General features: G+C 66.7%; 23 protein-coding genes. 18 read left to right on the top strand and 5 right to left on the bottom strand.

All coding sequences use genetic code 11. The features are described 5' to 3' along the window. Positions 1 to 14: 14 nt before the first annotated feature. Positions 15 to 1,109, bottom strand: coding sequence for an IclR family transcriptional regulator (locus tag M2351_RS31355; protein ID WP_264659934.1), 1,095 nt, complete (start codon positions 1,107 to 1,109; stop codon positions 15 to 17). Positions 1,110 to 1,126: 17 nt separating this feature from the next. Here M2351_RS31355 and M2351_RS31350 point away from each other — a divergent pair, with 17 nt between their 5' ends. From M2351_RS31350 to M2351_RS31320, 7 genes are read left to right on the top strand one after another with little or no spacing between them, the layout of a single operon-like run. Continuing rightward, positions 1,127 to 2,773 (top strand): AMP-binding protein, encoded by a 1,647-nt coding sequence (locus M2351_RS31350; RefSeq protein WP_264659933.1) that lies wholly within the window; start codon positions 1,127 to 1,129, stop codon positions 2,771 to 2,773. Positions 2,774 to 2,817: 44 nt separating this feature from the next. After that, a complete protein-coding gene (locus M2351_RS31345; protein ID WP_264659932.1) occupies positions 2,818 to 3,846 on the top strand; it encodes a TRAP transporter substrate-binding protein in 1,029 nt (342 codons plus the stop codon). Beyond that, a complete protein-coding gene (locus M2351_RS31340) occupies positions 3,827 to 4,423 on the top strand; it encodes a TRAP transporter small permease (RefSeq protein ID WP_264659931.1) in 597 nt (198 codons plus the stop codon). Before M2351_RS31345 ends, M2351_RS31340 begins: the two co-directional genes overlap by 20 nt. Then, positions 4,420 to 5,703 (top strand): TRAP transporter large permease, encoded by a 1,284-nt coding sequence (locus M2351_RS31335; protein WP_264659930.1) that lies wholly within the window; start codon positions 4,420 to 4,422, stop codon positions 5,701 to 5,703. Before M2351_RS31340 ends, M2351_RS31335 begins: the two co-directional genes overlap by 4 nt. 11 nt (positions 5,704 to 5,714) lie before the next feature. Next, the gene (locus M2351_RS31330) at positions 5,715 to 6,722 is read left to right on the top strand and encodes an aldo/keto reductase (RefSeq protein ID WP_264659929.1); all 1,008 of its coding nucleotides are present in this window, start codon (positions 5,715 to 5,717) and stop codon (positions 6,720 to 6,722) included. 1 nt (position 6,723) lies between these two features. Further along, on the top strand, positions 6,724 to 7,887 hold the full coding sequence (locus M2351_RS31325; RefSeq protein WP_264659928.1) for a thiolase C-terminal domain-containing protein: 1,164 nt from the start codon (positions 6,724 to 6,726) through the stop codon (positions 7,885 to 7,887). 14 nt (positions 7,888 to 7,901) lie between these two features. Beyond that, complete coding sequence (locus tag M2351_RS31320) at positions 7,902 to 8,348, top strand: Zn-ribbon domain-containing OB-fold protein (RefSeq protein WP_264659927.1); 447 nt, start codon at positions 7,902 to 7,904, stop codon at positions 8,346 to 8,348. Positions 8,349 to 8,385: 37 nt separating this feature from the next. Here M2351_RS31320 and M2351_RS31315 read toward each other — a convergent pair whose 3' ends face one another. Continuing rightward, on the bottom strand, positions 8,386 to 8,736 hold the full coding sequence (locus M2351_RS31315; protein ID WP_264659926.1) for a hypothetical protein: 351 nt from the start codon (positions 8,734 to 8,736) through the stop codon (positions 8,386 to 8,388). Positions 8,737 to 9,199: 463 nt separating this feature from the next. On the opposite strand from M2351_RS31315, the gene M2351_RS31310 reads away from it, so the two are divergent. The 11 genes from M2351_RS31310 (at position 9,200) to M2351_RS31260 (ending at position 21,821) form a co-directional block, all read left to right on the top strand. Then, entirely contained in the window at positions 9,200 to 10,366 is a 1,167-nt protein-coding gene (locus tag M2351_RS31310) for a transporter substrate-binding domain-containing protein (protein WP_264659925.1), read from the top strand. Between the two features lie 52 nt (positions 10,367 to 10,418). Further along, complete coding sequence (locus M2351_RS31305; protein ID WP_264659924.1) at positions 10,419 to 11,024, top strand: ANTAR domain-containing response regulator; 606 nt, start codon at positions 10,419 to 10,421, stop codon at positions 11,022 to 11,024. A 515-nt stretch (positions 11,025 to 11,539) separates the two neighbouring features. After that, on the top strand, positions 11,540 to 12,787 hold the full coding sequence (locus M2351_RS31300) for a transporter substrate-binding domain-containing protein (RefSeq protein WP_264659923.1): 1,248 nt from the start codon (positions 11,540 to 11,542) through the stop codon (positions 12,785 to 12,787). A gap of 77 nt (positions 12,788 to 12,864) precedes the next feature. Further along, on the top strand, positions 12,865 to 13,734 hold the full coding sequence (urtB, locus tag M2351_RS31295) for an urea ABC transporter permease subunit UrtB (protein ID WP_264659922.1): 870 nt from the start codon (positions 12,865 to 12,867) through the stop codon (positions 13,732 to 13,734). A 17-nt stretch (positions 13,735 to 13,751) separates the two neighbouring features. Next, positions 13,752 to 14,960, top strand: coding sequence for an urea ABC transporter permease subunit UrtC (gene urtC / locus M2351_RS31290; RefSeq protein ID WP_264659921.1), 1,209 nt, complete (start codon positions 13,752 to 13,754; stop codon positions 14,958 to 14,960). Between the two features lie 3 nt (positions 14,961 to 14,963). Next, on the top strand, positions 14,964 to 15,713 hold the full coding sequence (gene urtD / locus M2351_RS31285; protein ID WP_264659920.1) for an urea ABC transporter ATP-binding protein UrtD: 750 nt from the start codon (positions 14,964 to 14,966) through the stop codon (positions 15,711 to 15,713). Next, positions 15,706 to 16,401: an urea ABC transporter ATP-binding subunit UrtE gene (gene urtE, locus M2351_RS31280; protein WP_264659919.1), complete on the top strand. Its 696-nt coding sequence runs from the start codon at positions 15,706 to 15,708 to the stop codon at positions 16,399 to 16,401. Before urtD ends, urtE begins: the two co-directional genes overlap by 8 nt. A gap of 117 nt (positions 16,402 to 16,518) precedes the next feature. Next, a complete protein-coding gene (locus M2351_RS31275) occupies positions 16,519 to 17,559 on the top strand; it encodes an aliphatic amidase (protein ID WP_264659918.1) in 1,041 nt (346 codons plus the stop codon). 92 nt (positions 17,560 to 17,651) lie between these two features. Further along, positions 17,652 to 18,452, top strand: a complete 801-nt coding sequence (locus M2351_RS31270) for a CbbQ/NirQ/NorQ/GpvN family protein (protein ID WP_264659917.1) — start codon at positions 17,652 to 17,654, stop codon at positions 18,450 to 18,452. 1 nt (position 18,453) lies between these two features. Further along, positions 18,454 to 20,742, top strand: coding sequence for a nitric oxide reductase activation protein NorD (locus M2351_RS31265; protein ID WP_264659916.1), 2,289 nt, complete (start codon positions 18,454 to 18,456; stop codon positions 20,740 to 20,742). 59 nt (positions 20,743 to 20,801) lie between these two features. Continuing rightward, positions 20,802 to 21,821, top strand: a complete 1,020-nt coding sequence (locus tag M2351_RS31260; RefSeq protein ID WP_264659915.1) for an alpha/beta fold hydrolase — start codon at positions 20,802 to 20,804, stop codon at positions 21,819 to 21,821. Positions 21,822 to 21,879: 58 nt separating this feature from the next. Here the strand turns inward: M2351_RS31260 and M2351_RS31255 are convergent, their stop codons facing one another. The 3 genes from M2351_RS31255 to M2351_RS31245 form a co-directional block, all read right to left on the bottom strand. Further along, entirely contained in the window at positions 21,880 to 22,785 is a 906-nt protein-coding gene (locus M2351_RS31255; RefSeq protein WP_264659914.1) for a DMT family transporter, read from the bottom strand. A 1-nt stretch (position 22,786) separates the two neighbouring features. After that, positions 22,787 to 23,476: a GTP cyclohydrolase I gene (gene folE / locus M2351_RS31250; protein ID WP_264659913.1), complete on the bottom strand. Its 690-nt coding sequence runs from the start codon at positions 23,474 to 23,476 to the stop codon at positions 22,787 to 22,789. A gap of 82 nt (positions 23,477 to 23,558) precedes the next feature. Continuing rightward, on the bottom strand, positions 23,559 to 24,839 hold the full coding sequence (locus tag M2351_RS31245) for a sensor histidine kinase (RefSeq protein ID WP_264659912.1): 1,281 nt from the start codon (positions 24,837 to 24,839) through the stop codon (positions 23,559 to 23,561). Positions 24,840 to 25,008 lie beyond the last annotated feature (169 nt).

Raw genomic sequence — 25,008 nt, 5'->3', positions numbered from 1 at the left:
GGTCTTGCTTCCGGTCAGAGATGGGGCAGGGCGGGGGTGAGCGCGCGGCTGACCTCGGCCAGGTCGGCGGCCAGCCGCTCCGCCCGGATCGGATCGAACTGGTTGATGAACATGGTCGCGGTGCAGGCCATCAGCGGGCCGCCATGCTCGTTGAGGATGCGCACGGCGACCGACGCGGTGCCCAGCGCATAGTTTCCATTGTCCAAAGCCCAGCCGCGCCCGGCCGCTTCCTCGACCTCCGCCATGAAAGCGTCGAAGGACAGGGGATGGTCCCAGCGGATGGAGGCGAACTGTGCCTTCAAGGCGTCGCTCGACAGCCCGGAGTGGGCCGCCATCAAGCGGCCGGCAGCGCCGATCAGCAAAGGAAGCCGCTGCCCGACGCTCATCTTGATGCGCATGTTTCCCGTGCCCAGGGCTTCGAGCACGAGCATCATGCGGTCCTCGGAGATTCGGCGCCACAGGGTGACCGTGACGTTGTGCTCCCGCGCGATGCGCTCCATGATCGGGCGGACCACGTTGACGTCGCTGGCGACCGTCGCCGCGCCGCGGGCCAGTTCCATCACGCCGAGACCGATGGAGTAGAGCTTCCTGCCCGGATCGAAGCGCACGTAGTCCTCCTGCGCCAGCGTGCGTAGGATGTTGAAACAGGTGCTGGTGTTCATATCCAGCTCCTGCACGATGTGGGTCAGGCTGACCGGCGCCGGAGCACGGCTGAGAAATCTTAAAATCCGGATGCCGTTCAGGACGGCCCCGACCGACTTGCCGGAATCCTGTCCCTGGCCTGGAAGCGCTTCGTCCTCCGCCGGGACGGGCAGGGACGCCGCGCGCCGGCCAGGCGGGCGGCCGCGTTTGCGCTTGACGATCTCGGGGCTTGCCTTGGCTTCCGCTTCGTTCGCCGACACTGCAGGCTCCTTTTCCCTGTCCAGCTTATCCTGCGCCAGGAGGGCGCGTCTTCTCAACCCGCTCGTGGCGTATTTATATTTTTGCAGAAAGATTTTCGCCATAGAGAAAAACCCGTTGCGCGCCGCCGGGGGCTCCGGTAGGGTATTGTTGATGTGACGGACAGTCAGTTCTGCCGTCAGTGCCGGCGGTGTCTCCGCGCGAAGCATTGAGAGGCCATCCGACAATGCTCACCTACCCCCACTTCACGCCTCATTTTCCAAAGGACCGGTGGACTCTGCCCGCCATCCTGGAGCATCAGGCGGCCGTTCGGCCGGACCGGCCGTGCCTGTCCTGGACCGACGCCGGGCCGGCGCATTCCTTTTCCGAGGTCAACGGCATCGCCAACCGTCTGGCGCGCGGCTTTGCCAAGCGCGGCGTGGGCAAGGGCGACTTCGTCGTACTGTTCCTGCCGAATTGCCTGGAATACGTGTTCGCCTGGTACGGCCTCAGCAAACTCGGGGCCGTGGAAGTCACGGTCGGCGATTCCTACAAGGGCGACTTCCTGCGCCACCAGACGGCGCTGAGCAAGGCGAAGATCGTCGTCACCACGGCCGAATTGGCGCCGCGCCTTGCGGACATCGAAGACGCGCTGCCCCACGTCGAGCATTGCATCCTGCTGGACGGCGAGGCCGACTTCCGGCGCATCACGGTCAGCCGCTTTTCCGACCTGTACGACGATGAGGCCGGTAATCTCGGCACGGCGCTGACGCCGCGCGACCTCGCCGCGGTGCTGTTCACGTCGGGCACCACGGGGCTGTCGAAGGGCGTCCTGATGTCCCATTCGCAGTTCTATTTCTTCGCTGAGGAAGACGTGCAGCTCGTCGGGCTGACGGAAGACGACGTCTACATGACGGGCTTTCCGCTGTTCCACGGAAACGCCCAGTTCCTGACCGTCTACCCCTGCCTGATCGCCGGGGCGCATTGCGTCCTCTACCCGCGCTTCAGCGCGTCGGATTTCATCGGCCGGGCACGGCGGTCGGGTGCCACCGTGTGCAACCTGCTCGGCTCGACCATGGCCTTCATCCTGGCGCAGCCGCCGCAGCCCGACGACCGCGAACACCGGCTGTCGCGCATCTACGCCGCCCCGCTGTCGCCCGACCTGGCCGGCACCTTCACCGAACGCTTCGGCGTGTCGGAGTTCGTCGACGGCTTCGGCCAGACCGAGATCTCCAACGTGTTCCAGACGCCGCGCGGCGCGACGCGCCCGCCCGGCGCCTCGGGCGTGCTGATGGACCAGTGGTTCGAGATCCGTCTCGCCGATCCTGAGACCGACGAGGAGGTTCCGGAAGGCGAGGTCGGCGAATTGCTGGTTCGGCACAAGGCGCCGAACATCATGTGCGAGGGCTACCTCGGCATGCCTGAAAAGACGGTGGAGACGTGGCGGAACCTGTGGTTCCACACCGGCGACGCCATGCGCCGCGACGCCGAGGGCTGGTACTATTTCGTGGACCGGGTGAAGGACGCGTTGCGACGGCGCGGCGAGAATATTTCTTCGTTCGAGGTGGAGTCGGTGGTCCGCACGCACCCGGCCGTGGCCGAATGCGCGGTGGTCGGCGTCAAGGCCGACGAAGAGGGCGGGGAGAATGAGGTGATGGCCTGCGTCGTTCTCAATCCCGGTGCGACCCTGTCGTTCGAGGACCTCGTGCGCTGGTGCGACGCACGGATGCCCGCCTTCATGGTGCCGCGCTTCATCGAGGTGGTGGACGAGCTGCCGCGCACGCCGTCGCAGAAGATCCGCAAGAAGGACCTGCGCGACCGGGGCGTGACCGACGCCACCTGGGACCGCGTCCGCTCCGGCTGTGCGCTCGAGGGCGAGCGCAAGCGGGCCTGAAGACCGCTCGAATCCAACAAAGCCGACGAGAATGGGAGGAAGGGATGCTCAAGAGAGGACACCTGTGCCTGTGCGCCGGCGCATTGGCCGCTTACGCCGGGTTGACGCCCTCCGTCCAGGCCGCGGAGCCTCTGAAGATCGCCGACTATCTTCCACCGACCCACTATCTGGTCGAGGTCGGGCTGAAACCGTGGATGGAGGAGGTCACCAAGGCCACCAACGGCGCCCTGACCTTCCAGCATTTCCCGTCGCAGCAGCTTGGCAAGGGGTCGGAGATCCTGCGCGTCACCCAGACCAACGTGGCGCAGATCGGCGTGCTCGGCGTGTCGTTCGCCGCCGACAAGATGGAACTCTCCAACGTCGCCCAACTGCCCGGCATGTTCCAGAGCGGCTGCGAGGGCCTGCGCGCCTACATGAGCGGGGTGAAGGCCGGCACCATCGCCACCTACGACTTTGCCAAGAACGGCGTGCACCTGCTGTACCCGGTGGTGCTGCCGCCGTTCCAGCTGGAGACCAGGTCGAAACAGGTGACGGGGCCGGACGACCTGCACGGCCTGAAGATCGCCGTCGCGACGCGCGCCGGCGAGCTGCTGATGAGCAAGCTCGGCGCGGTCCCCATGCGGATTTCCTCGGGGCCGGACACCTACGAGCTGCTGTCGCGCGGCACGATCGACGGGTACGCCTTCGCGCTGGAAAGCGCGGTGACCTACGATCTCGTCCCGATGACGGGCTATTCGACCAGCAACGGCAGCTTCGGCGGGCAGGTGGTCGTCACGGTGATGAACGACCAGACCTGGAAGAAGCTGGACCAGCCGGCCAAGGACGCCATCACCAAGGCATCGGACGCCGCGGCCCAGCGCGTGTGCGAGCGGGTCGATCAGGGCGTCGCCAACGCCCGCGAGAAGATGGCCGCGGCCGGCACCAAGATGGTGGAGCTGTCGCCGCAGGCGATCGCCGGGTTCAACGCCGCGTCCGCCACACTCGCGGATGACTGGGCCAAGGAGCTGGACCAGCGCGGCCGGCCCGCCAGCAAGGTGCTGAAGGAGTTCCGCGATGCCCTCGGACCACGCTGAACACGGAATTTCCGTGCCTCCCCCGGCCAGCGGAACGGTGGGCCGGCTGCTCGCCCGGATCGAGCGTGTGACCGACACCGCCGCCGCGGCCGGCATGTGCGCCACCATGGTGATCGTCGCCCTGGACGTCGTCATGCGCTATGTGCTGCTCAGCCCGTTCGCCTGGGCGCCGGACCTGCTGACCCTGTACCTGATCCCGGGCATGTTCTTCCTGGGGCTGCCCGGCTCCTACGCCAACGGCGCGCACATCGCGGTCGACATCCTGGTGCCGAAGCTGCCGCCGCCGATGCGCCTGGGCATCCTGCTTCTGGGCCGCGTGATCACGCTGCTGCTCTTCGCGATCCTGGCCGTCTTCGGCACCGACCGGCTGCTCGACGCGATCGGCGAGGGCGAGGTGGTGCCGAGCGTCACGCTGAACTGGCTGGTCTGGCCGTCGGCGGCGCTGGTTCCGGTCGGCTCCCTTCTGGTGATGCTGCGCGCGGCGGAAAGGCTGGTGGTCGAAGGCTGCACCTTGCTCACCGTTGCCCGCCGGCCCGCCGCCAGCCTGCCCCTGTCGATGGACGAGGTCGCGAAATGATCGTTCCGCTTCCCCTGTTCCTGCTGTTCCTGATGCTGGCCCTGGCGGTGCCTGTCGGATTCGCCATGGCGCTGTCGGGAACGTTGGGCCTTTATCTGATGGGTGGATGGGACACCGTTCGCGGCGTTCTGACCACGACCCCGCTGTCCACGGTCAGCGGCTACGAACTGATCACCATCCCGATGTTCCTGCTGATGGCGGAGTTCATCCTGGTCAGCGGCGTGGCCGACGGCCTGTTCCGCGCCGCCGCCGCCTGGATCGGCCGGGTGCGCGGCGGGCTGGGCATGGCGACGACGCTGGCCGGCGCGGGCTTCGCCGCGATCTGCGGCACCAGCACCGCCGCCGCGGCGACCCTGTCGGCGACCACGCTGCCGGCGATGATCAAGCAGGGGTACGAGCCGCGCATGGCGTCGGGCGTGGTGGCGATCTCAGGCACCTTGGCGATCCTCATCCCGCCGTCGGTCGGCTTCGTCATCTACGGGCTGATCGCCGAGGTGAACATCGGCAAGCTGCTCATCGCGGGGCTGTTGCCGGCGGTCGTTGTCACCGCGACCATCCTGCTGACCATTTATATCCTGGTCCTTCTGGATCCGACCCGCGCGCCACCGGTGGCGGGGGTGTCCTGGGCGGAAAAGGTCCGGCTGCTGCGCTTGGCGCTTCCCATCGTGCTGCTGTTCGCCTTCGTCACCGGCATGATCTACAGTGGAATCGCCACCCCGACCGAGGCCGCGGCGCTGGGTGCGTTCGGCGGCTTCGTCCTGGCGCTGGCCAGCGGGCGGCTGACCGTCTCGTCCTTCCGCTCCTGTCTGGTCAAGGCCGTTTACGGCAGCGCCATGGTCATGATGATCGTGATGGGTGCGGCCGTGTTCGGCTATTTCTTCACGCTGACGCAATGGACGCAGGATCTGGTGGCCTGGGTCGGCGCGCTGCACGTGTCGCGCTGGGCCATCATCACGGTGATCCTGCTGGGGTATCTGCTGCTGGGTTGCTTCATGGACCAGACGGCGATCCTCATTCTGACCGTGCCCATCGTTCTGCCGATCATCAAATCGCTGGGCTTCGACCCGATCTGGTTCGGCGTCGTCAAGATCGTGACGGCGGAGGTCGGCCTGATCACGCCGCCGATCGGCCTGAACTGCTTCGTCGTCGCCCGCTATTCCGGCATGCCGGTGGGCGAGGTGTTCCGCGGCTCCCTGCCGCACTTCATCGCGCACCTGTTCGCGCTTGCCATCCTCGTGGCCTTTCCGGAGATCAGCCTATGGCTGCCGAGCAAGATGTGAGAGTGCCTGATATGCGCACCGTTGCCCTGGGCCGCTCCGGCCTGAAAAGCTCGGCCCTCGGCCTCGGCTGCATGGGCATGTCGGAATTCTACGGCCAGGGGGACGAGGCGGAATCCCAACGCACGTTGGCCCGCGCGGTCGAACTCGGCATCACCATGCTCGACACGTCCGACCTCTACGGGCGCGGCGAGAACGAGCTGTTGATCGGCCGCTTCCTCAAGGGACGCCCGCGGGACAGCGTGCTGATCGCCACCAAGTTCGGCATCCTCCGCGACCCGGAAGGACCGGAAGGCAGCACGCACGACCGCGATCTCGACAATTCGCCAGAGCACATGCGCCGCTCCTGCGAGGCGTCGCTGAAGCGGCTCGGCACCGACGTCATCGACCTCTACTACGTGCACCGCCACGATCCCCGGCGGCCCATCGAGGAGGTGGTCGGCGCGTTGGCCGACCTGGTGCGCGAAGGAAAGATCCGCGCCATCGGCCTGTCGGAGGTGTCCGCGGACATCCTGCGGCGCGCCCAGGCCGTCCATCCCATCGCCGCCCTTCAGTCCGAATATTCGCTGTTCACGCGCGACGTGGAACGCGAGGTTCTGCCGGCCTGCCGCGAGCTGGGCATCGCTTTCCTGCCCTACAGCCCGCTCGGCCGGGGCATCCTGACGGGCCGGATCACCAGCACGGCCGAACTCAGCCCCAACGACCTGCGCCTTGCCTCGCCGCGCTTCTCCGGCGACAGCCTTGCGCGCAACTTGGCGCTGCTCGACCGGGTCCGATCGGTGGCGGCGGCGCACGACGCGACGCTTGGCCAGATCGCGCTGGCGTGGCTGCTGAACCAAGGCGACGACATCCTGCCGATCCCCGGCACCAAGCGGGTCAAGTACCTGGAGGAGAACGCCGGTTCCGTGGCAATCCGCCTGAGCCCGGCCGAACTGGCCCAGCTCGACCGCGCCATCGCGCCGGAGGAGGTCGCGGGTTCGCGCCATTGGGTTCCGGCCGCCCCAGTGCAGGGGCAAGGCTGACATGACGATCCGCGACCGCACCGCCATCGTCGGGCTGGGGGCAACGCCCTACTACAAGCGCGGACGCTCCGCCCCGCAGACGCTCGACGAGCTGGTCGGCAAGGCCATCATCGCGGCGGCGGCCGACGCCGGGCTGGAGGTCACGGACATCGACGGCTTCGCCTACTTCGCCGGCGGTTTCGACACCGGCGCCCTGGTCGAGACGCTGGGCATTCCCGAGGTCCGCTACACGGCGACCCTGACCGGCAGCGGCGGCGGATCGGCGGGCGCGGTGGGGCTGGCGGCGTCGGCCATCGTGTCCGGCATGGCCGACGTGGTGGTCTGCGTCGGCGGCGTGCAGCAGAGCACGCTGCGGTATGGCGCCATGCCCACCAGCTACGCCCCCTCGCCGGAAAGCGCCTTTTACCAGTCCGCGGGGCTGGTGGGTCCGGGTCACATGTTCGCCCTGTTGGCGCGGCGGCACATGCACCTCTACGGAACGACGCGCGAGCATTTCGCCGAGGTGGCGCTGTCCACCCGCGCCAACGCGATGACGCATCCCGCGGCGCTGATCCGCAAGCCGCTGACGCTGGACGAGTACATGGCGGCGCCGCTGATCGCCGACCCGCATTGCCTGTTCGATTTCTGCCTGGAATCGGACGGCGCCGTGGCGGTGATCCTGACCAGCGCCGAGCGGGCGCGCGATTTGAAGCGCAAGCCCGTTTACGTGCACGCCTCCGCCCATGGCGGGGCGGGGGAGTGGGGGCGGTCGCTCTATTGGATGAACATGCCGGACGAGACTTTCGCCTCCTCCGGTCACGCGGCGGTGGCCAAACGGCTTTATGCCGCGTCCGACGTCGGGCCAGGCGGCATCGACGTCGCGCAGATCTACGACCATTTCACGTCGCAGGTCATCATGCAGCTTGAGGACTACGGCTTCTGCGGCAAAGGGGAGGGCGGGCCGTTCGTCGCCAGCGGTGCCATCCGCTTCGATGGCGGATCGCTTCCGGTCAACACCGACGGTGGGCAGCTGTCCGGCGGCTACATCTGGGGCATGAGCCATATCCGCGAGGCTGTGGAGCAGTTGCGCGGCTGCGCCGCGAACCAAGTGCCGGGCGCCGAGTTCGCGTTGGTCACCGGCGGTCCTTCGAACATCCCGGTCAGCGGCCTGATCCTGCGGCGATAATGACGGAGACGACCATGGACCAGCGCATGGCCAAGCGCCCGCCCGAATCCCTCTTCCACCTGGTTACCGACGCCTGGACGAAGCCCTTTTGGGATGCGGCGGCCGAGGGGCGGCTTGCCATCCCGCGCTGCGCCGACTGCGGCGCCTTCCGCATGCCGCCGACGCCCTTTTGCCCACACTGCCGCTCGCAGGGTCTGGATTGGGTGGCGGTGTCCGGCCGGGGCACGCTCTACTCCTATTCGGTGGTCGAGCGGGCCATCGTCCCGGACATGGCGCAGGCCGTGCCCTATGTGACCGCGGTGGTCGAACTGCCCGACGCCGGGGGCGTGCGCCTGATCACCAACATCGTCGATGCCCAGATCGGCGACCTGACGGTCGGCGCGCCCGTCCGCGCCGTGTTCGACCGGCGCGCGGACGGAGTGGCCGTTCCGCGCTTCGTTCTGGACGACGCGGCACCGTAAAGACGCCTTTGCACCATGCGGACGCCCAGCGGATGCTTCAGCCCTTTCCCGTCCTCGTTGCCCTCATGGCCTGCTGCAAATCGCGCACAACATCCTCGGCGGATTTTCCGTCGGCATCCTCCGTATAAGCGGGAACCTCCCGCACCCGCAGGACCAGGTGAGTGGTGTCCATCAGCTGCTTGTACAGGCGGCCGCCGGGCGTCATCCGCACGTAGACGCCAAGGCGCTGGATCAACGCATCGGCCTTGGGATCCCGCTTTTTCGTCAGGCGTTCGCGCATGAAGTCGATCGCCATGGCGAGCGTCATCGGTTCGCCTGACGCCAGCTGAGCGGCAAGGTCCAGGTAAACGTCCGGGTAATCCGCCGCAAGGTCGTCGAGTGGCGTCACGCTGCCCAAAAATCCACTCAGGTTTGCCATGGCCGCCTCCCGTGCGGCGCCCGTGCGCCAGACGCACGAGCCATCGAACGCACAACAGCGGCCGTGGGCAAGCGTCTCTGTTGCCGAGCCCGATCACGAGCCCGTGTTTCGGGCGTCTGGAAGGCATCGATCTCCGCCCCGGTTTCAGTGTGCACCAAACGCCGCCGCTCCGTGCGGCGCATGTCGCGTGTCGCGTACCACGCGTGGATAGGGTGGTCCCTGAAAATCAGGAGTGGCCAAGCGGGCCGCGGTTGACGTATCATCCGTTGGGCAAACTGACCGACGTAGCGACCCGGGCCGTCGAGGCCAGAGGTACCGGCGTTGGGCTGGAGCAACGACGCTCCCTTCAGGGCTGACGACCCTGGATGGGGCTTTATTTTTGTCGGGGCGTGGTTGCAACGGCACGGCCACGCGCGCCAAGAGGTGAGCGCCCATGCATCGACCCTCCAACACAGAAGCGCCGTGGCAGGTTGGCGTGCTGTTCTCCCAGACCGGAGTCACGGCGGGGATCGAGCGCACCCAGCTCCAGGGCACCCTGCTGGCCATCGAGGAACTCAACGCTGCCGGCGGCGTGAACGGTCGGGAGATTGTGCCCGTCATCCACGATCCTGCGTCCGATCCCGGGCGCTTCGGCGCGCTCGCCGAGCGCCTGCTCGCCGAGGATCGCGTGACCGCCATTTTCGGCTGCTACATGTCCAGCACGCGCAAGGCCGTGCTGCCCGTCGTGGAGCGCCGCAACGGCCTTCTGCTATACCCCACTCTGTACGAAGGGTTCGAGTGCTCCCGCAACGTCATCTACACCGGCGCGGCGCCGAACCAGAACGGCGAGCAGCTCGCCGACTACCTGACGCGCACCTATGGCAACCGGTTCTATCTGGTGGGTTCGAATTACATTTATCCCTTGGAATCCAACCGCAGCATGCGGAACCTGGTCGAGCAGCGCGCGGGAAAAATCCTGGGCGAGAAGTACGTGCCGATCGGTGCGACTCGGAAGTCCTTCAACTCCATCATCAAGGACATCGCCAAGAAGGACCCCGACGTCATCTTCTCCACCGTGGTCGGGGCGGCGACGGCCCACTTCTACCAGGCCTACGCCGAGGCCGGCTTCGACCCCGCACGCATGCCGATCGCCAGCCTGACGACCAGCGAGGCGGAGGTTGCGGAAATGGGAGCGGCTGCCGCCCGCGGCCACATCACGGCGGCGCCTTATTTCCACTCGCTGGAGACGGAGGCGAACCGGCGGTTCGTCGCGCGATACGCGCAGCGGTTCGGCACGGATCAGCGCACGAACGCGTGTTGCGAGGCGGCTTACTTCCAGGTCCACCTCTTCGCCGAGGCGTTGCGCATCGTCAACTGCATGGACACGGACTTGCTCCGTCGCGCCATGCTGGGGCTTGAATTCGACGCGCCGCAAGGGCGCGTGCGCATCGATCCGGACAACAACCACACCTATCTCTGGCCGCGGGTCGCCCGGGTTGGCGAGGATGGCGCCTTCGTCGTCGTGGAGCAGTCCCTGGTCGCGGTCAAGCCGGACCCATACCTCGTCGAACACAATCTGGCGGACTGGTCTTCGCGACAGCTCCGCTACGCGTCGATGTGAGCGCCCATGTCGGGCAACCGAGACGACGGCAACGCGGCGGAGCGGATGAAGCATGTCGGTCGATCTGCTGCGTGATATCCGGTCCTTCCGCGTGGCGGTGATCCACCCCCAGGATCGCGAGGCGGAAGAGTTGATCCGGCAACTCCGCCGCATCGGCTGTCAGGTGACCGCGGACTGGCCGCCGCCCAAGGAGTTGCCGGCGGGCGTCGACCTCATCTTTCTCGACATCGCCCAACTGGTGTCCGGCGAAGTGCGCGTCACGTGGGCCAATGGCGGCGAGGCACCCCCCGTCGTGGCGGTGCTCGACTACGAGAACCCCACCATCCTGAAGGCTGTCGCCGATTACGGAGCGCATGGCTTCGTCAGCAAGCCCATTCGGCCCTTTGGTCTCCTGACGACCATGTTCATGGCCCAACGGGCGGCGGACGGTGAGCGTACGCTGCGCAAAAAGCTTCGCAAGGCCGAGCAGAAGCTCGACGGCCTGAAGAAAGTGTCCAAGGCCAAGGCGATCCTGATCGACACGCGCCACATGTCCGAGGAGGAGGCTTATCGGTTCATCCGCGAGCGCGCCATGGCCAAACGGACGACGATCGAGGACATAGCGGCGACGATCATCGACGCCCAGGAAATGCTGGGGCTCAATCATTCGCCACCTTAACCATCAGTGGTATTGACGGTTTCGGCAAAGCGCAGGTACTCTTCCAAACATACCGTTCGGTCCCGCCAATGATGCCGGATCGCCGAACAGGCAATGGGGCCCCAGCAGGCAGGAATGCCTGGATGGGGCTTTTTTCGTGTCTACGTGCAGACCCGAGTTCCGGCAAACCTCAACCGACACTCCAGGCCGAGGGAGGAACCGCACCGCAACGCGCTGATTGTGCGACAGGCTGACCTGGTTCTCTGAACCCAAAAATGACGCGACGCTCGACACGCGGCCGACACGCGGCGGTCTTGCGGCAGGGCCACGGCACGGACGATGTGCCGGTCCAGTGGAACGACCAAGCGGCGTCTCATCGCTGACCTTCAAACCGCTCCCGGCCACCGTGCCGGGACGACCGGATAGCTGCGGCCGTGCCACGCCGGCCCCGCCGCCGACTGACGCGCTCTTCGCGCCACGGCACGGCCTGCCCGGCGCGCAGCCAAGAACCAATGCACCAAGTTGGGAGGATTCACATGACGATCACGCGGCGCAGCTTCATCAAGTCGACGGCCATCGCCGGCGCGGCTGGGGCGGTTGGGTTCCCTCACATCTGGATCAAGGATTCCGGGCTTGCCTGGGCGGCCGGCAACGAAATCAAGGTCGGTGTTCTCTTCTCGCTCACCGGAACGACCGCCGTCGTGGAGAAGTCGCTGCACAACGCGACCCTGATGGCGATCGACGAGATCAACAAGGCCGGCGGCATCAACGGCATGAAGATCACGCCCGTGGTCGAGGATCCGGCGTCCGACCCGGCGACCTTCGCCGACAAGGCCAACAAGCTGGTGCTCAACGACCGCTGCGTGAGCGTCTTCGGCTCCTACACGTCGGCCAGCCGCAAGGCGGTGCTGCCGGTCTTCGAAAAGCGCAAGAACCTCTATTGGTACCCGACGCTCTACGAAGGCCGGGAATGCTCCAAAGACGTCATGTACACCGGCGCCGTGCCGAACCAGCAGCAGAAAGACTTCATCCCCTGGCTGGTCAAGAATCACGGCAAGAAGTTCTACCTGATCGGTTCCAACTACATCTACCCGAAGGAGGAGAACAACGTCTGCAAGATCCTCCTGCAGCAACTCGGCGGCGAGGTCGTCGGCGAAGAGTACGTGCCGCTGGGGCATTCCGAATTCGGGTCGGTGCTCAACAAGTTCCGCGAGACGAAGCCCGACGTGATCTTTTCGACCGTCGTCGGTGACAGCGTCATCGCGCTTCACAAGCAGTACAAGGCGGCCGGCTTCACGCCGGACAAGATGCCGATGGCCAGCCTCACCACCTCCGAGGTCGAGATCGCCGCGATGGGCGGGGAGTACGCGGCCGGACACTACACCTCGGCTCCCTACTTCATGAGCCACCAGTCGCCCGAGAACCAGAAGTTCGTCGAGAACTACCAGAAGCGCTACGGCAAGGACGCCGTCACCCACTTCGTGTCGGAGCCCGCATACTTCCAAATCTACCTTTTCCGCCAAGCCGTCGAGAAGCTGGGCAAAGGCGACATCACGCCGATCAACATCCGCGACGCGGCGGGCGGCCTGGAGATCATGGCGCCGCAGGGCCGCGTGAAGGTCGATCCCGACAACCTGCATTGCTATCTCTGGCCGAAGATCGCCCAAGCGCAGGCGGATGGTCAGTTCAAGGTGATCGAGCAGTCCGCCGAGTGGGTCAAGCCCGAGCCCTACTGGGCCTACCCCGGGCAATCCTGCACCAAGGACGGCCTCAAGGGCGCGTAAGCACGGAGCCGATGGCGGGCGCTCCGGCGCCCGCCTCCCCCGGAGGTCCTGCCCGGATCCTCCTTTGGAGGTCATTTATGGATATTGTCTTGGGTCAGCTGTTCACCGGACTCAGCATCGGTTCGATTCTGTTGCTGGTCGCTCTCGGTCTTGCCATTATTTACGGTTCGATGGGTGTCATCAACCTCGCCCACGGCGAGTTCGTGATGCTCGGCGCCTACAGCACGTGGCTGCTGCAAAGCGCCTTCGGGTTGCCGTTCCTGGCCTGCCTGGTGCTCGTCTTCTTCATGGTCGCCTTCGCAGGCTGGGTGGTCGAGCGCGGTGTCGTCCGCTTCCTCTATTACCGGCCGTTGGACACCATCCTGGCAACCTGGGGCATCGGCATCATCCTTCAGCAAGCGGTGCGCCTGTCCGCCGGCGCGGAGCTGCGCTACGTGCAGACGCCGGAAGCGCTCGCCGGCAGCATTGACCTGCTCGGCATCGCCATCCCGAGCTACCGCCTGTTCATCCTGGCCGTGACGGCGGGCCTGCTGCTGCTGACCTGGTTTCTCGTCCAGCATACGGAATTCGGCATGAAGCTGCGCGCGGTCACGCAGAACCGCGAGATGGCGAGCTGCTACGGCATCAACAGTTCCCGCGTGTTCAGCCTTACCTTCGCCTTCGGCTCCGGTCTGGCCGGTCTGGCGGGCGCGCTGGTGGCCCCGATCAAGAGCGTCGCGCCGGACATGGGCACCAACTTCGTCGTCGATGCCTTCATGGTCGTCGTCGTCGGCGGCGTCGGCAGTCTGCTTGGCACGGTCGCCAGCTCAGGCATACTGGGCGGCAGCACGGCCGGGCTGGCTTTCCTGCTCAACGACACGCTGGCCAAGGCGCTCGTGTTCCTGGCGGTCGTCGTGCTGATCCGCTTCCGGCCGCGTGGTCTCTTCGTCGACCGCGTCCGGCGCTAGGCGGGAGGCCAAGAGGCATGTCACGCATCAAATCTCCCAGCCACGCTTGGCCCCCGGCGAACAGCAGTGCGCCGCCGGCCGCCGCGCGCCCGTCCCTGCCGCAGCGCGCGTCCTACGTCCAGATCCTGGTCTATCTGGCCTTCTGCCTGCTGATCCTGGCGGTTCCCCTGGTCATCGACGACGCCTTCCTGCTGAACAAGTACGCGCGCTATCTCGCCCTCGGGCTGGCCGCCGCCGCGCTCAGCCTCAGCTGGGGCTACAGCGGCATCCTCAACCTGGGACAGGGCGTCAGCTTCGGCCTCGGCGCCTACGCCATCGCCATGCACCTCAAGCTCAAGACCAGCCCGGTGCACACCGGGGCGGCGGGGCTGCCGGACTTCATGGTCTGGAACAACGTGCAGACGCTGCCCTGGTTCTGGGAGCCGTTCCATTCGACGCTGTTCGCCATCCTGGCCGGCATGCTGTTGCCGGTCATCGTGGCCAGCCTGCTGGGCTGGTTCATGTTCCGGGCGCGCATCGTCGGCGTGTACGTCGCGATCATCACCCTGGCAATGCTGGTCGTGACCAACCTGCTGTTCATCGACCAGCAGCGCTACACCGGCGGCTTCAACGGACTGACCGACCTGGCGTGGCTGGAGATCGGCGGCGTCGAGTTCGACCCCTACAGCCCGACCTTCTATTACCTGACCGCCGGGTGTCTGTCGGTGTGCCTGCTCCTCGGCTTGGCGCTGACGCGCAGCAAGGCCGGCCTGATTTTGCGGGCCATCCGGAACGACGTCGACCGGGTCCGCTTCTTCGGCTACGACGTCGCCGCCTACCAGATCCTTGCCTTCGCTGTCTCCGCCGGCATGGCCGGCGTCGCGGGCATGCTCTACGCGATGGTGCTGGAGTTCGCCTCGCCGACCTTCATGGGCGTGCCGCTCAGTCTGTCGATGGTGATCTGGGCCGCGGTCGGCGGGCGGGGATCACTGCTGGGCGCCACCATCGGCGCCATCCTCGTCAACTTCATGCAGGGCAGCCTGTCGGAAACCTTCCTCGACACCTGGCAACTCATTCTCGGAGCCCTGTTCATCCTCGTCGTGCTGTTCCTGCCGAACGGGCTGGCGAGCCTGATCGACATGGCGGGCGAGCGGCTGGGGCGGGCGCCCCCCAGGGCACGGACGGAAGAGCCGGCGGCTGCGGCGCCGCGCGCCATGGGCACGTTCAACACCAAGCAGAGGGGCTGAGCCATGGCCTATCTGGAACTGCACGACCTTGAGGTCAGCTTCGACGGTTTCAAGGCGGTCAACGGCCTCTCCATGGCGGTGGAACGCGGCGAGCTTCGCTGCCTGCTGGGCGCGAACGGTGCGGGCAAGTCGACGACCATGGACCTGATCTGCGGGCGCACCCAGCCGACGGGGGGACGCATCGTCCTCGACGGCGCCGACATCACCCACGAACCGGAATACGTACGCGCCCGCCGGGGCGTCGGCCGCAAGTTCCAGGTGCCGAGCGTCTTCAAGGAACTGACCGTGCGCGAAAACCTTGAGGTGGCGCGGTCGCACCGCCCGACCCCTTGGAAGACCATGCGGTTGTTCCCCAGCGCACGTCTGGACGAGCGCACGCAGAAGGTCATCGAGATCGTCGGGCTTGAAGACGTGCTGGGCACCAAGGCGGCGTACCTGTCGCACGGGCAGACGCAATGGCTGGAACTGGCCATGCTGCTGGTCCAGAACAGCGCGCTCATCCTGATGGACGAACCGACCGCGGGCATGACCATCCAGGAAACCCGCAAGACCTCGGAAATCTTCAACCGCCTGCGCGGGCAGCACACGGTGATCGTCGTCGAGCACGACATGGGCTTCGTGCGCGAGATCGCCGAAACCATCACGGTCATGCACCAGGGAAAATTGCTGTCGGAAGGCTCCATCGCCCACGTCGAGAGCGATCCGAAGGTCATGGAAGCCTATCTCGGCAGCGGGGGGATTTCCCATGCTTGAAATGACGGACGTCACCTCCTACTACGGCAGCAGTCCCGTCCTGCAGAACATCAGCTTTTCCATCCCCGACGGCGCGCTGCTCAGCATCCTCGGGCGCAATGGGGTGGGCAAGTCGACCCTGATGCGGACGATCATGGGCCTGACCGACCGGGTGACCGGCATCATCGGGCTCGGCGGCCGGGACATCCGGCCGGAGCCGACGCACCGCCGGGCCGGGCTGGGCATCGCCTACGTCCCGCAAGGGCGCGGCATCATCGGCCGGTTCACCATCCGTGAAAACATCCTGATGGGCACCTTCGCCCGCCCGGACGGCAAGCGCGACATCCCGCCGCTGGTGTTCGAGCTGTTTCCCTACCTGCGCGACAACCTGAACCGCCGCGGCGGCGATCTGTCCGGCGGCCAGCAGCAGCAGCTGGCCATTGCGCGCGCGCTCGCCGCCGACCCCAAGGTCCTGCTGCTCGACGAGCCGACGGAAGGCATCCAGCCCAACATCGTCGAGCAGATCGAGCGCGTCATCACCACCCTGAACCGGGAGCACGGCATGACCGTGCTGCTCGTCGAACAGAACGTGCGGTTCGCTCGCAGGGCGTCGGACGGCTTCCTGATGCTCGACAAGGGGCGAGTCGCCGCCCACGGCGGCATCAACGCGCTGACTGACGACCTCGTGCAGAGACACATGACGGTCTGAAGTCCCGCCGTCCACAAGCACAACCGAACACGCGGCCGGCGCCGGGCACGTCCGGACCGCGGCCCCCAACGGGCACGACACCCTCCTTAAGCCCAATCCCTAGGAAAGGAAACGACCATGTTGCATGGTGACATCTCGAGCAGCAACGACACCGTCGGCGTTGCCGTCGTGAACTACAAGATGCCGCGCCTGCACACCAAGGCCGAGGTGTTGGACAACGCGCGCAAGATCGCGGACATGGTGCTGGGCATGAAGGTCGGCCTGCCCGGCATGGATCTCGTCATCTTCCCCGAATACAGCACCCACGGGATCATGTACGACCCGAAGGAGATGATGGAGACCGCCGCGACGGTTCCCGGTGAGGAGACCGAAATCTTCGCCGACGCCTGCCGCCGCGCCAAGGTCTGGGGCGTCTTCTCGCTGACCGGCGAGCAGCACGAGGACCATCCGCACAAGGCGCCCTACAACACGCTGATCCTGATGAACGACCAGGGCGAGATCGTTCAGAAGTACCGCAAGATCATGCCGTGGGTGCCGATCGAGGGCTGGTATCCGGGCAACTGCACCTACGTCTCGGAAGGCCCGAAGGGCCTGAAGATGAGCCTGATCATCTGCGACGACGGCAACTACCCGGAGATCTGGCGCGACTGCGCCATGAAGGGAGCGGAGCTGATCATCCGCTGCCAGGGCTACATGTATCCGGCCAAGGAGCAGCAGATCGTCATGTCCAAGGCGATGGCCTGGGCGAACAACTGCTACGTCGCGGTCGCCAACGCCGCCGGCTTCGACGGGGTCTACTCCTACTTCGGCCACTCCTCGATCATCGGCTTCGACGGGCGCACGCTGGGCGAATGCGGCACCGAGGAGATGGGCATCCAGTATGCCCAGCTGTCCAAGTCGCTGATCCGCGACGCGCGCAAGAACATGCAGTCGGAAAACCACCTGTTCAAGCTCGTGCACCGCGGCTACACGGGCAAGATCAACTCCCGCGAGGACGCCCGCGGCGAGGCCGTGTGCGCCTACGACTTCTATCGCCAGTGGATCACCGACCCGGACGGCACGCGCACCCGCGTCGAAGCGCTGACCCGCGGCACCGTCGGCACCGAGGAGTGCCCGATCGACGGCATTCCGAACAAGGAGATGGAGGCGCACCGCTGAGGCATACGGCTGAGGCGACAGGCGGGGCGGGCGTGCCCGCCCCGCGCTTCCGCCGCCGACAAGGGAGCCGCGGCCAGACAGGAGGTGAGAGAATGGTGCTGGATGAATTCCGCATCAACGAAGAGCCGTACTACCGGCCGGTGAGCGACGAGGTCGGCCTGTTCGAGGCCGCCTACGCCGCGCGCATGCCGATGATGCTCAAGGGGCCGACCGGCTGTGGCAAGACCCGGTTCATCGAACACATGGCTTGGCGGCTGGGCCGGCCGCTGATCACGGTGGCGTGCCACGAGGACATGACCGCCTCGGACCTCGTCGGTCGCTATCTGCTCGATGCCGAGGGCACGCGGTGGCACGACGGGCCGCTGACGCTGGCGGTGCGCCACGGCGCCATCTGCTACCTCGATGAAATCGTGGAAGCGCGCCAGGACACCACGGTGGTGATTCATCCGCTGACCGACGCGCGCCGTGTTCTGCCGTTGGAGAAGCGCAATGAGCTGATCACCGCCCATCCGGACTTCCAGCTCGTCATCTCCTACAACCCCGGCTACCAGAGCGTCCTCAAGGACCTCAAGGAATCAACCAAGCAGCGCTTCGCGGCGATCGAATTCGACTTCCCCGCCCCGTCCGTGGAGGCCGAGATCGTCGCGCACGAGGCCGAGGTGCCGGCGGACGTCGCCCACCTGCTGGTCCGCATCGCCGGCAGCTCGCGCAACCTCAAGGGCCAGGGCCTTCAGGAGGGCGTGTCGACGCGTATGCTCATCCACGCCGGGCGGCTGATCGCCCGCGGCATTCCCCTGGCCAAGGCCTGCGAAATCACCCTCGTGCTGCCGATCACGGACGACGCGGACGTGCGCGACGCCTTCTCCGCGGCGATCGCCGCGTCGGTGGCCTGACATGCTTGACCTCGGTTCCGCCGCGTCCGCGCTGCTCCGGGATCACCCGGACCTCGCGGACGCGGTCATTCCGGCTTGGCCGGCGATCGGGCGCCGGTTTCCGCCGGACGCCCGCGACCAATGGCTGCGCGCGTGCGCCGCGATGGCCGACGCGGCGCTCGGGCAAACCTGCGTGCTTGCCTACCTGCGTGGCGGGCTGGCCTGCGCCGAGATCATCGGGCCCGACCCGGTGATCGACCTGGGCGACACGGCGATCGCCCTGGGACGGACCGCCGGCGTCCGCGCCGCGCAGGCGTTGCTGGCGGCGGCGCCCAAGGCGGCCCGGCGTCTCGGCACGCCGTCCCGCTTCCGGGAGTGGCTGGCGGCCGTCGAGCGGTTGGCGCCGATGGCCCCGGAATCGATGGCCCCGATGCTCGACCGGACCGAAGGGCTTCTGGCCGAACTCGATCCGGCGGCCTTCGAGGCGTGGGCCCTGGCCGGCGTCCGCGCCGCGGCGGACGACCCCGGACGGCGGCTCGCCTTCTTCCTGCTGTCGACTCGGGAGTCGCTGCGCGCCCTGCATCGCGAGGCCGACGACCTTGCCTTCTCCGCGGTCGAGCGGCGCCTGAAGGCCTATCTGGCGGCCCTGTGGCGCCTGCGCGCGCCCGTGCGGCACGCCAAGGCGGACGCAGCGGGTGGCGTGCCGCGCCGGGCCAGCTTTTCCGATGGCCTGGTCTGGATGCCGGAAACCTTTCGCGGCGTGGCCGGGCAGCGGGCCGAGGATCTGTTCCGCGCGTCCTTGGTGCACATCGGCGCCCACCTGCGCCATTCCGGGCCGCGCTTTCCGGTGGGCAGCCTCAAGCCACTCCAGCTGGCGCTCGTTTCGCTGATCGAGGACGCGCGCGTGGAGCACCTCGCCATGCGCGGGTATCCAGGGCTGCGGCGCCTGTGGCTGCCGTTCCATGTGGCGGAAGCGGGCGGGGCGGGAACGGCGCCGGTGCTGATGGCCCGGCTGGCGCGGGCGCTCATCGATCCGCATTACCAGGACGACAACGCCTGGGTCGCCAAGGGACGGACGCTGTTCTTCGAACGGGAAGACAGCTGGGCTGACCCGGCGATCAGCCGGACCATTGGCGGCCTGCTCGGCAACGACCTCGGGCAGATGCGGGTGCAGTTCAACGCTAAGACCTATGTCGTGGAGCCGGCCTACCGGGACGACAATCTCGGCCTGTGGGACTTCGGCGACGCCGCGGCCGCCAACCGGGCCGAGGCCGAAACGGTCTACGAGGCTTACCGCGTCGAACACGCCGAACAGGACGGCGACCCGTCGGGCGTTCCGCCCGAACCGCGCGAGGCTGATCCCGCGGAGCGGCCGGACAGGAGCGCACCGGCCCCGGACGATCCGGAGATCGCGGCGCCGCCGGTCCGCTACCCGGAGTGGGACTATCTGATCGGGCGCGAACGGCCCGACTGGGCCCGCGTGGTGGAGCGGTTCGCCTATGAGGGCAGCGCGCGTTCCATCGACCGGATCATCGACCAGCACAAGGCGGTGGTCGATCGGCTGACCGCCCTGGTCCGCTCCGCGAAGGTGAGCCGGCCCGCGTGGTTGCGCCGCCAGCCGGAGGGCGACCGGCTCGACCTCGACGCCTGCATCGAAGCGGCGCTCAGCCGCCGCCGCGGCGAAACCCCGGACACGCGGGTCTACGCGACGCTGGCGCGGCGGCACCGCGACCTGTCCGTCCTGCTGCTGCTCGACATCTCGGCCTCGACCAACGACCTCGTCCGCGGCACCGACAAGTCCATCCTGACGCTGGAACGGCACGCAACGGCTCTCTTCGCCAACACCCTTGCGGAATTGGGGGATCCCTTCGCGATCCACGCCTTCTGCTCCAACGGGCGCGAGGAGGTCCGCTACTACCGGATCAAGGACTTCCGCCGCCCCTACGATGCAGTGGCGAAGGCCCGGCTGGCCGGACTGGCGGCGGAACTGTCCACGCGGCTGGGGACGGCGCTGAAGCACGCCGGCCGCATCCTGGCGCGCCAGTCGACCCACCGCCGGCTTCTGCTGGTCATCACGGATGGAGAGCCGTCCGACATCGACATCGCGGACCGGCGGTACCTCCTTGAGGACGCGCGCAAAGCCGTTCTCGCCCTCTCGCATCTCGGCATCGACGTGTTCGGCATCGGGTTGGACCCGAACGGTAAAGAATACCTGTCCCGCATGTTCGGGCAGCGCAACTTCCTGGTGATGGATCGGGTCGAACGCCTGCCGGAGAAGCTGCCGGCCCTCTATCTGCGGCTGTCCCACTGAGGCGGAGACGGCACGCCAACGCGTGCACCAAAGGAAAAGCATAACGGAGGAACCGCACCATGACCGTGGATTACGACCTCTATGATCTCGGCGACGTTACCCTTCAGCGCGGCGCAACGCTGCGCGGCTGCAAGCTCGCCTACAAGACCTACGGGACGCTGAACGCGGCGAAGGACAACGCCATCGTCTACCCGACCTGGTACTCCGGCCAGCATTACGACAACGAGTGGCTGATCGGCGAAGGCATGGCGCTGGATCCCGGCAAGCATTTCATCATCGTTCCCAACATGCTGGGCAATGGCCTGTCGTCCTCGCCCAACAACACGCCGGAGCCCTACAACGGCCCGCGCTTTCCCCAGGTCACCGCCTGCGACAACGTCCGCCTCCAGCACCGGCTGGTGACCGAGAAGTTCGGCATCGATCGTCTGCGCCTGGTCACGGGCTGGTCCATGGGCGCGCTGCAGACCTTCCACTGGGGTGCGCTGTATCCCGACATGGTGGAGCGGATCGCGCCTTTCTGCGGATCGGCCAAATGCTCGCGCCACAATTTCGTGTTCCTTGAAGGGGTGAAGGCCGCGCTCACCGCCGATGCGGCGTGGCAGGACGGTTGGTACCGTGAGAAGCCGGCCAAAGGTCTGCGTGCCATGGCGCGCGTCTACGCCGGCTGGGGATTCTCGCAGGCCTTCTACCGGGAACGCCTCGACATCGACGTGCTGGGATACTCCTCGCTGGAGGATTTCCTCGTCGCCTTTTGGGAAGGCTTTTTCCTGCCCAAGGATGCCAACAACCTTCTGGCCATGCTGTGGACGTGGCAGAACGGCGACATCAGCGACAATGAACTCTACCAAGGGGACTTCCGCAAGGCCTTGGGCGCCATCAAAGCGCGGGCCTTCGTCATGCCCGGCCAGACCGACCTTTACTTCCCGCCCGAGGACAGCCAGAACGAGGTGGCGCACATGCCGAACGCCGAGTTCATCCCGATCACATCGATTTGGGGGCATTTCGCCGGCGGCCCGGGGACCAGCCGCGACGATGTCGCCTTCCTCGATGCCAAGTTGAAGGAACTTCTCGCGGACTGACGTCGGACCCGCATTTGTGCAACAAGGCCCCGGCGGTTGCGCCGGGGTGAGGCCACCGTCACAAGCGTCGTGCGGTTCCACTCGCCGATAACGCGCCGGCAAGTCCGGCCGCCGTGATCAATGCCCCGCCGAGCGCCATGGACAAGGTCGGTGTTTCGTCCCACCACAGGTAGCCGATGGCCATCGAGGCGACGATGCCGAGATAGTCGATGGGTGCCAGGACAGCGGCCGGAGCCCGGCGGAAGGCAAGCACATTGAGGATGATGGCGAGGCCTGCGGCTCCTCCCAAAAGCAGAAAGGTTGGGCCGTCGGCCAAGCTCGGCGTCTTGAAGTCCACCATCGCCGCGGGAAGCGTGAGCACCGTTCCGGCCAGCACGAACACCAGCGCCGTGGCGGCCGGCCCATCGCTCCGGGCGGTTTGCCGCGTGACGAGGATGCAGACCGCGTTCAGCGCGGCCATGACCAGCGCGGCCAAGCTCCAGACCTCCAGCCGCGTCGGCGGGGCGACGACGAACACGCCGAGAAGGCCGAGCGCGATGCAAGCCCCGGACAGCGGGCTGACGCGCTCGCCGATGAGGAGACGCGACAGAAGCGCCACGAAGATCGGAGCCGAGTAGGACAAGGCCACGAGATCGGCGAAGGGCAGCCGCTGCGTCGCCGCGTAGAAGATCAGCGCGGCGGCGACCCCGGTGACCGCACGGATTGCATGGGAGTATGGCCGCTGGACCACGACGGCGCGCCGCCCCGCCATGGCCAGGGCGGCTGGCCCGACCACCGCCAGCGAGATCAGGAACCGGAGAAAGAGCACCTCCCCGGGCGCATAACGCGTGCCGAGCTCACGCGCCAAGGCTCCGGCGGTCAGGACCATGGCCAGGGATCCCGCCATCAGCAGGGCGGCAAGCATGATCTCGGCCCTGATCCACCCGGCCTTTGCCCGTCCATGCAGGGCGGCAAGGCGGTCCACGTCAGCGGGCCGCCTGCTCAAGTGTCGCGCACTCGCGCAGGAACTCGTCGCGCAGCTCCCGGAATTCCAGCATCTCCCCGTGGAAGGACGTGTTCACCATCCGACTGTCGTGGCTGGCCCGGACCCCCCGGTGTGTCTTGCACATGTGCACGGCGCTGATGCGCACCGCCAGACCGCGCGGCTTCGTCAGATCGACGATGAAGTTGCCGATCTGCTTGACCAACTCCTCCTGAATCTGGAAGCGGGCGGCGAAGTGGTCGACGATGCGGTCGTACTTGGACAGCCCCAGGATGTTGCCGTCCTTGGCCGGCAGAATGCCGATGTAGGCCGCTCCGTAGATGGGCATGAGGTGATGCGCGCAGGTGGAGCGGACCGCGATCGGTCCCGTGACGATCAGCTGGTCGAAGTTCTCGGCGTTCTTGAACTCGGTGAGGGCCGGTGGTGGCGCGAAACGGCCTCGCAGCAGCTCCCGGACGAGCATCTTGGCGACCCGCCGCGGTGTGTCGCGCGTGTTGTGGTCGTTCCGATGATCGATGAGCAGAATGTCGAGAAGTTCTTCGAGCTTGCACGCCGCAGCCTCGATCATCGCCTCCGCACCGGCTTCGTCCAGCGGCGTGTCCAGCGCCTCGTTCGAGCGACGCGCGACCAGCGCCTCTTGGACGAGCGCGAGAACACTTGCCTGGTGGGTCATATCCTGGGTCCTTTGCTGCTGCGTGTTGGTGGCCGGGTATGCGCGCATCGCCCGGCGGTTTTCCGGTGGTCTCCCGGCGGATTCATGGTGCGGCGCGCAGGCTGGGCGTCGAACCGCCGACCCGCTCCGCTGGAAAATGCATGGAGGCCCGTGTGCCCTGGCCCAGCGTGCTCTCAATGACGAGCTTTCCGCCATGGGCCTCCATCAGGGTCTTGGCGATGCTCAGGCCAAGCCCGGTGCCCTGGAAGCGGCGTGCGGAACTGCCGTCGGCTTGATAAAACGGCTGCGCCGCCTTCTCGACCTGCTCTGCGGTCATGCCGATGCCCCGGTCCTGCACGGCGATGACCAAGCCTCCGTCCGGCGTGATCCCGACGTCGACGAGGATCGGGGTTTCGGACGCGCTGAACTTCACGGCGTTGGACAGCAGATTCAGCAGCATTTGCCGCAGCGCCTGTTCGTCCACCTGCAGCACCGGCCAGACGGCCCGGCGTTCCATCGCGATCGACCGGCCTTGCCCCGACGGCGTTCCGAGCATCATCGCAATGGCGGCACGGATGGCTTTTTCCACGTCGACCGGTTCAAACCGAAGGTTGATGTGACCGGTTTCCATTTGAGCGAACGACAGGATGTCAATCACCAGGCTCAGCATGTGCTTGGCGCTGGCAAGAATGTACCCCGCGTATTGCGTGTGCTCCTGGAGCGTGACGACAGGGTTCTTCGGCCGGGCGGCCACCCGGGTCCGCGGCTGGACGTCATCCTGGATCAGTTCGGAAAAGCCGATGATGGCGTTGAGCGGCGTGCGCAGCTCGTGGCTCATGGTGGCCAGAAAGCGGGTTTTGGCCTGACTGGCCTCCTCCGCCTGGGCGGCCGCGACCCGCAGTTCGCCGGTCATGGTCTCCAGCCGGCGATGCGCCTGCCGGATGGTGCGGTTTTGCACCACCAGAAGCGTGATGAGCAGCATGCCGCAGACCGCCAAGCCCATGGCCAGAGCGGTGAAAAGCCAATGCAGGAAGAGCAACCGGTCCTGGCCAGCGTCGACCTGCTCGCCGCCGAACTGGTTCGCGGCGGACGCGAACGCGGTGAGTTCGTGGTCCACGGCGCCCAAAGCGCTGAGGGCGGTTATCGCCTTTTCCGACGCGGGGGCCTCACCGGCGAGAAGGACGGTCACCCGGTCAAGCGCCGTCTCAAGACGATCGATGGTTTTGCCGTGCTGGGGATAGCGGTCGCTGAAGGCCGACGCTTGGCCATCTCCCAACACGCCGATGCGGTTGCGAACGATGTCGATGCGCAGTTGAACTTCGTCGCCGTCGATGGCCGAGCCCGGCAGAGCGCTCGCCAGAATGCGCTGCTCCAGGCGCGACACCTCGCCGACCGCTTGGCTTGCGGCCCAGGCGAAGTTGTAGGGCGACGCGCTGCGCAGCGTGTCGCCATAGTTCAGCACCAGCAGGGACAAATACGCCGCCGCCAAGCCGAAACCGCAGATGAGAACAGCGAGCGCGGCGCTCAGGCGATGGGACGATTGCCCCGCGAAC

It is taken from the genome of Azospirillum canadense, assembly GCF_025961225.1.
Classification (GTDB): Bacteria; Pseudomonadota; Alphaproteobacteria; order Azospirillales; family Azospirillaceae; genus Azospirillum; species Azospirillum canadense.
This window is presented reverse-complemented; position numbering and strand designations above follow the sequence as displayed.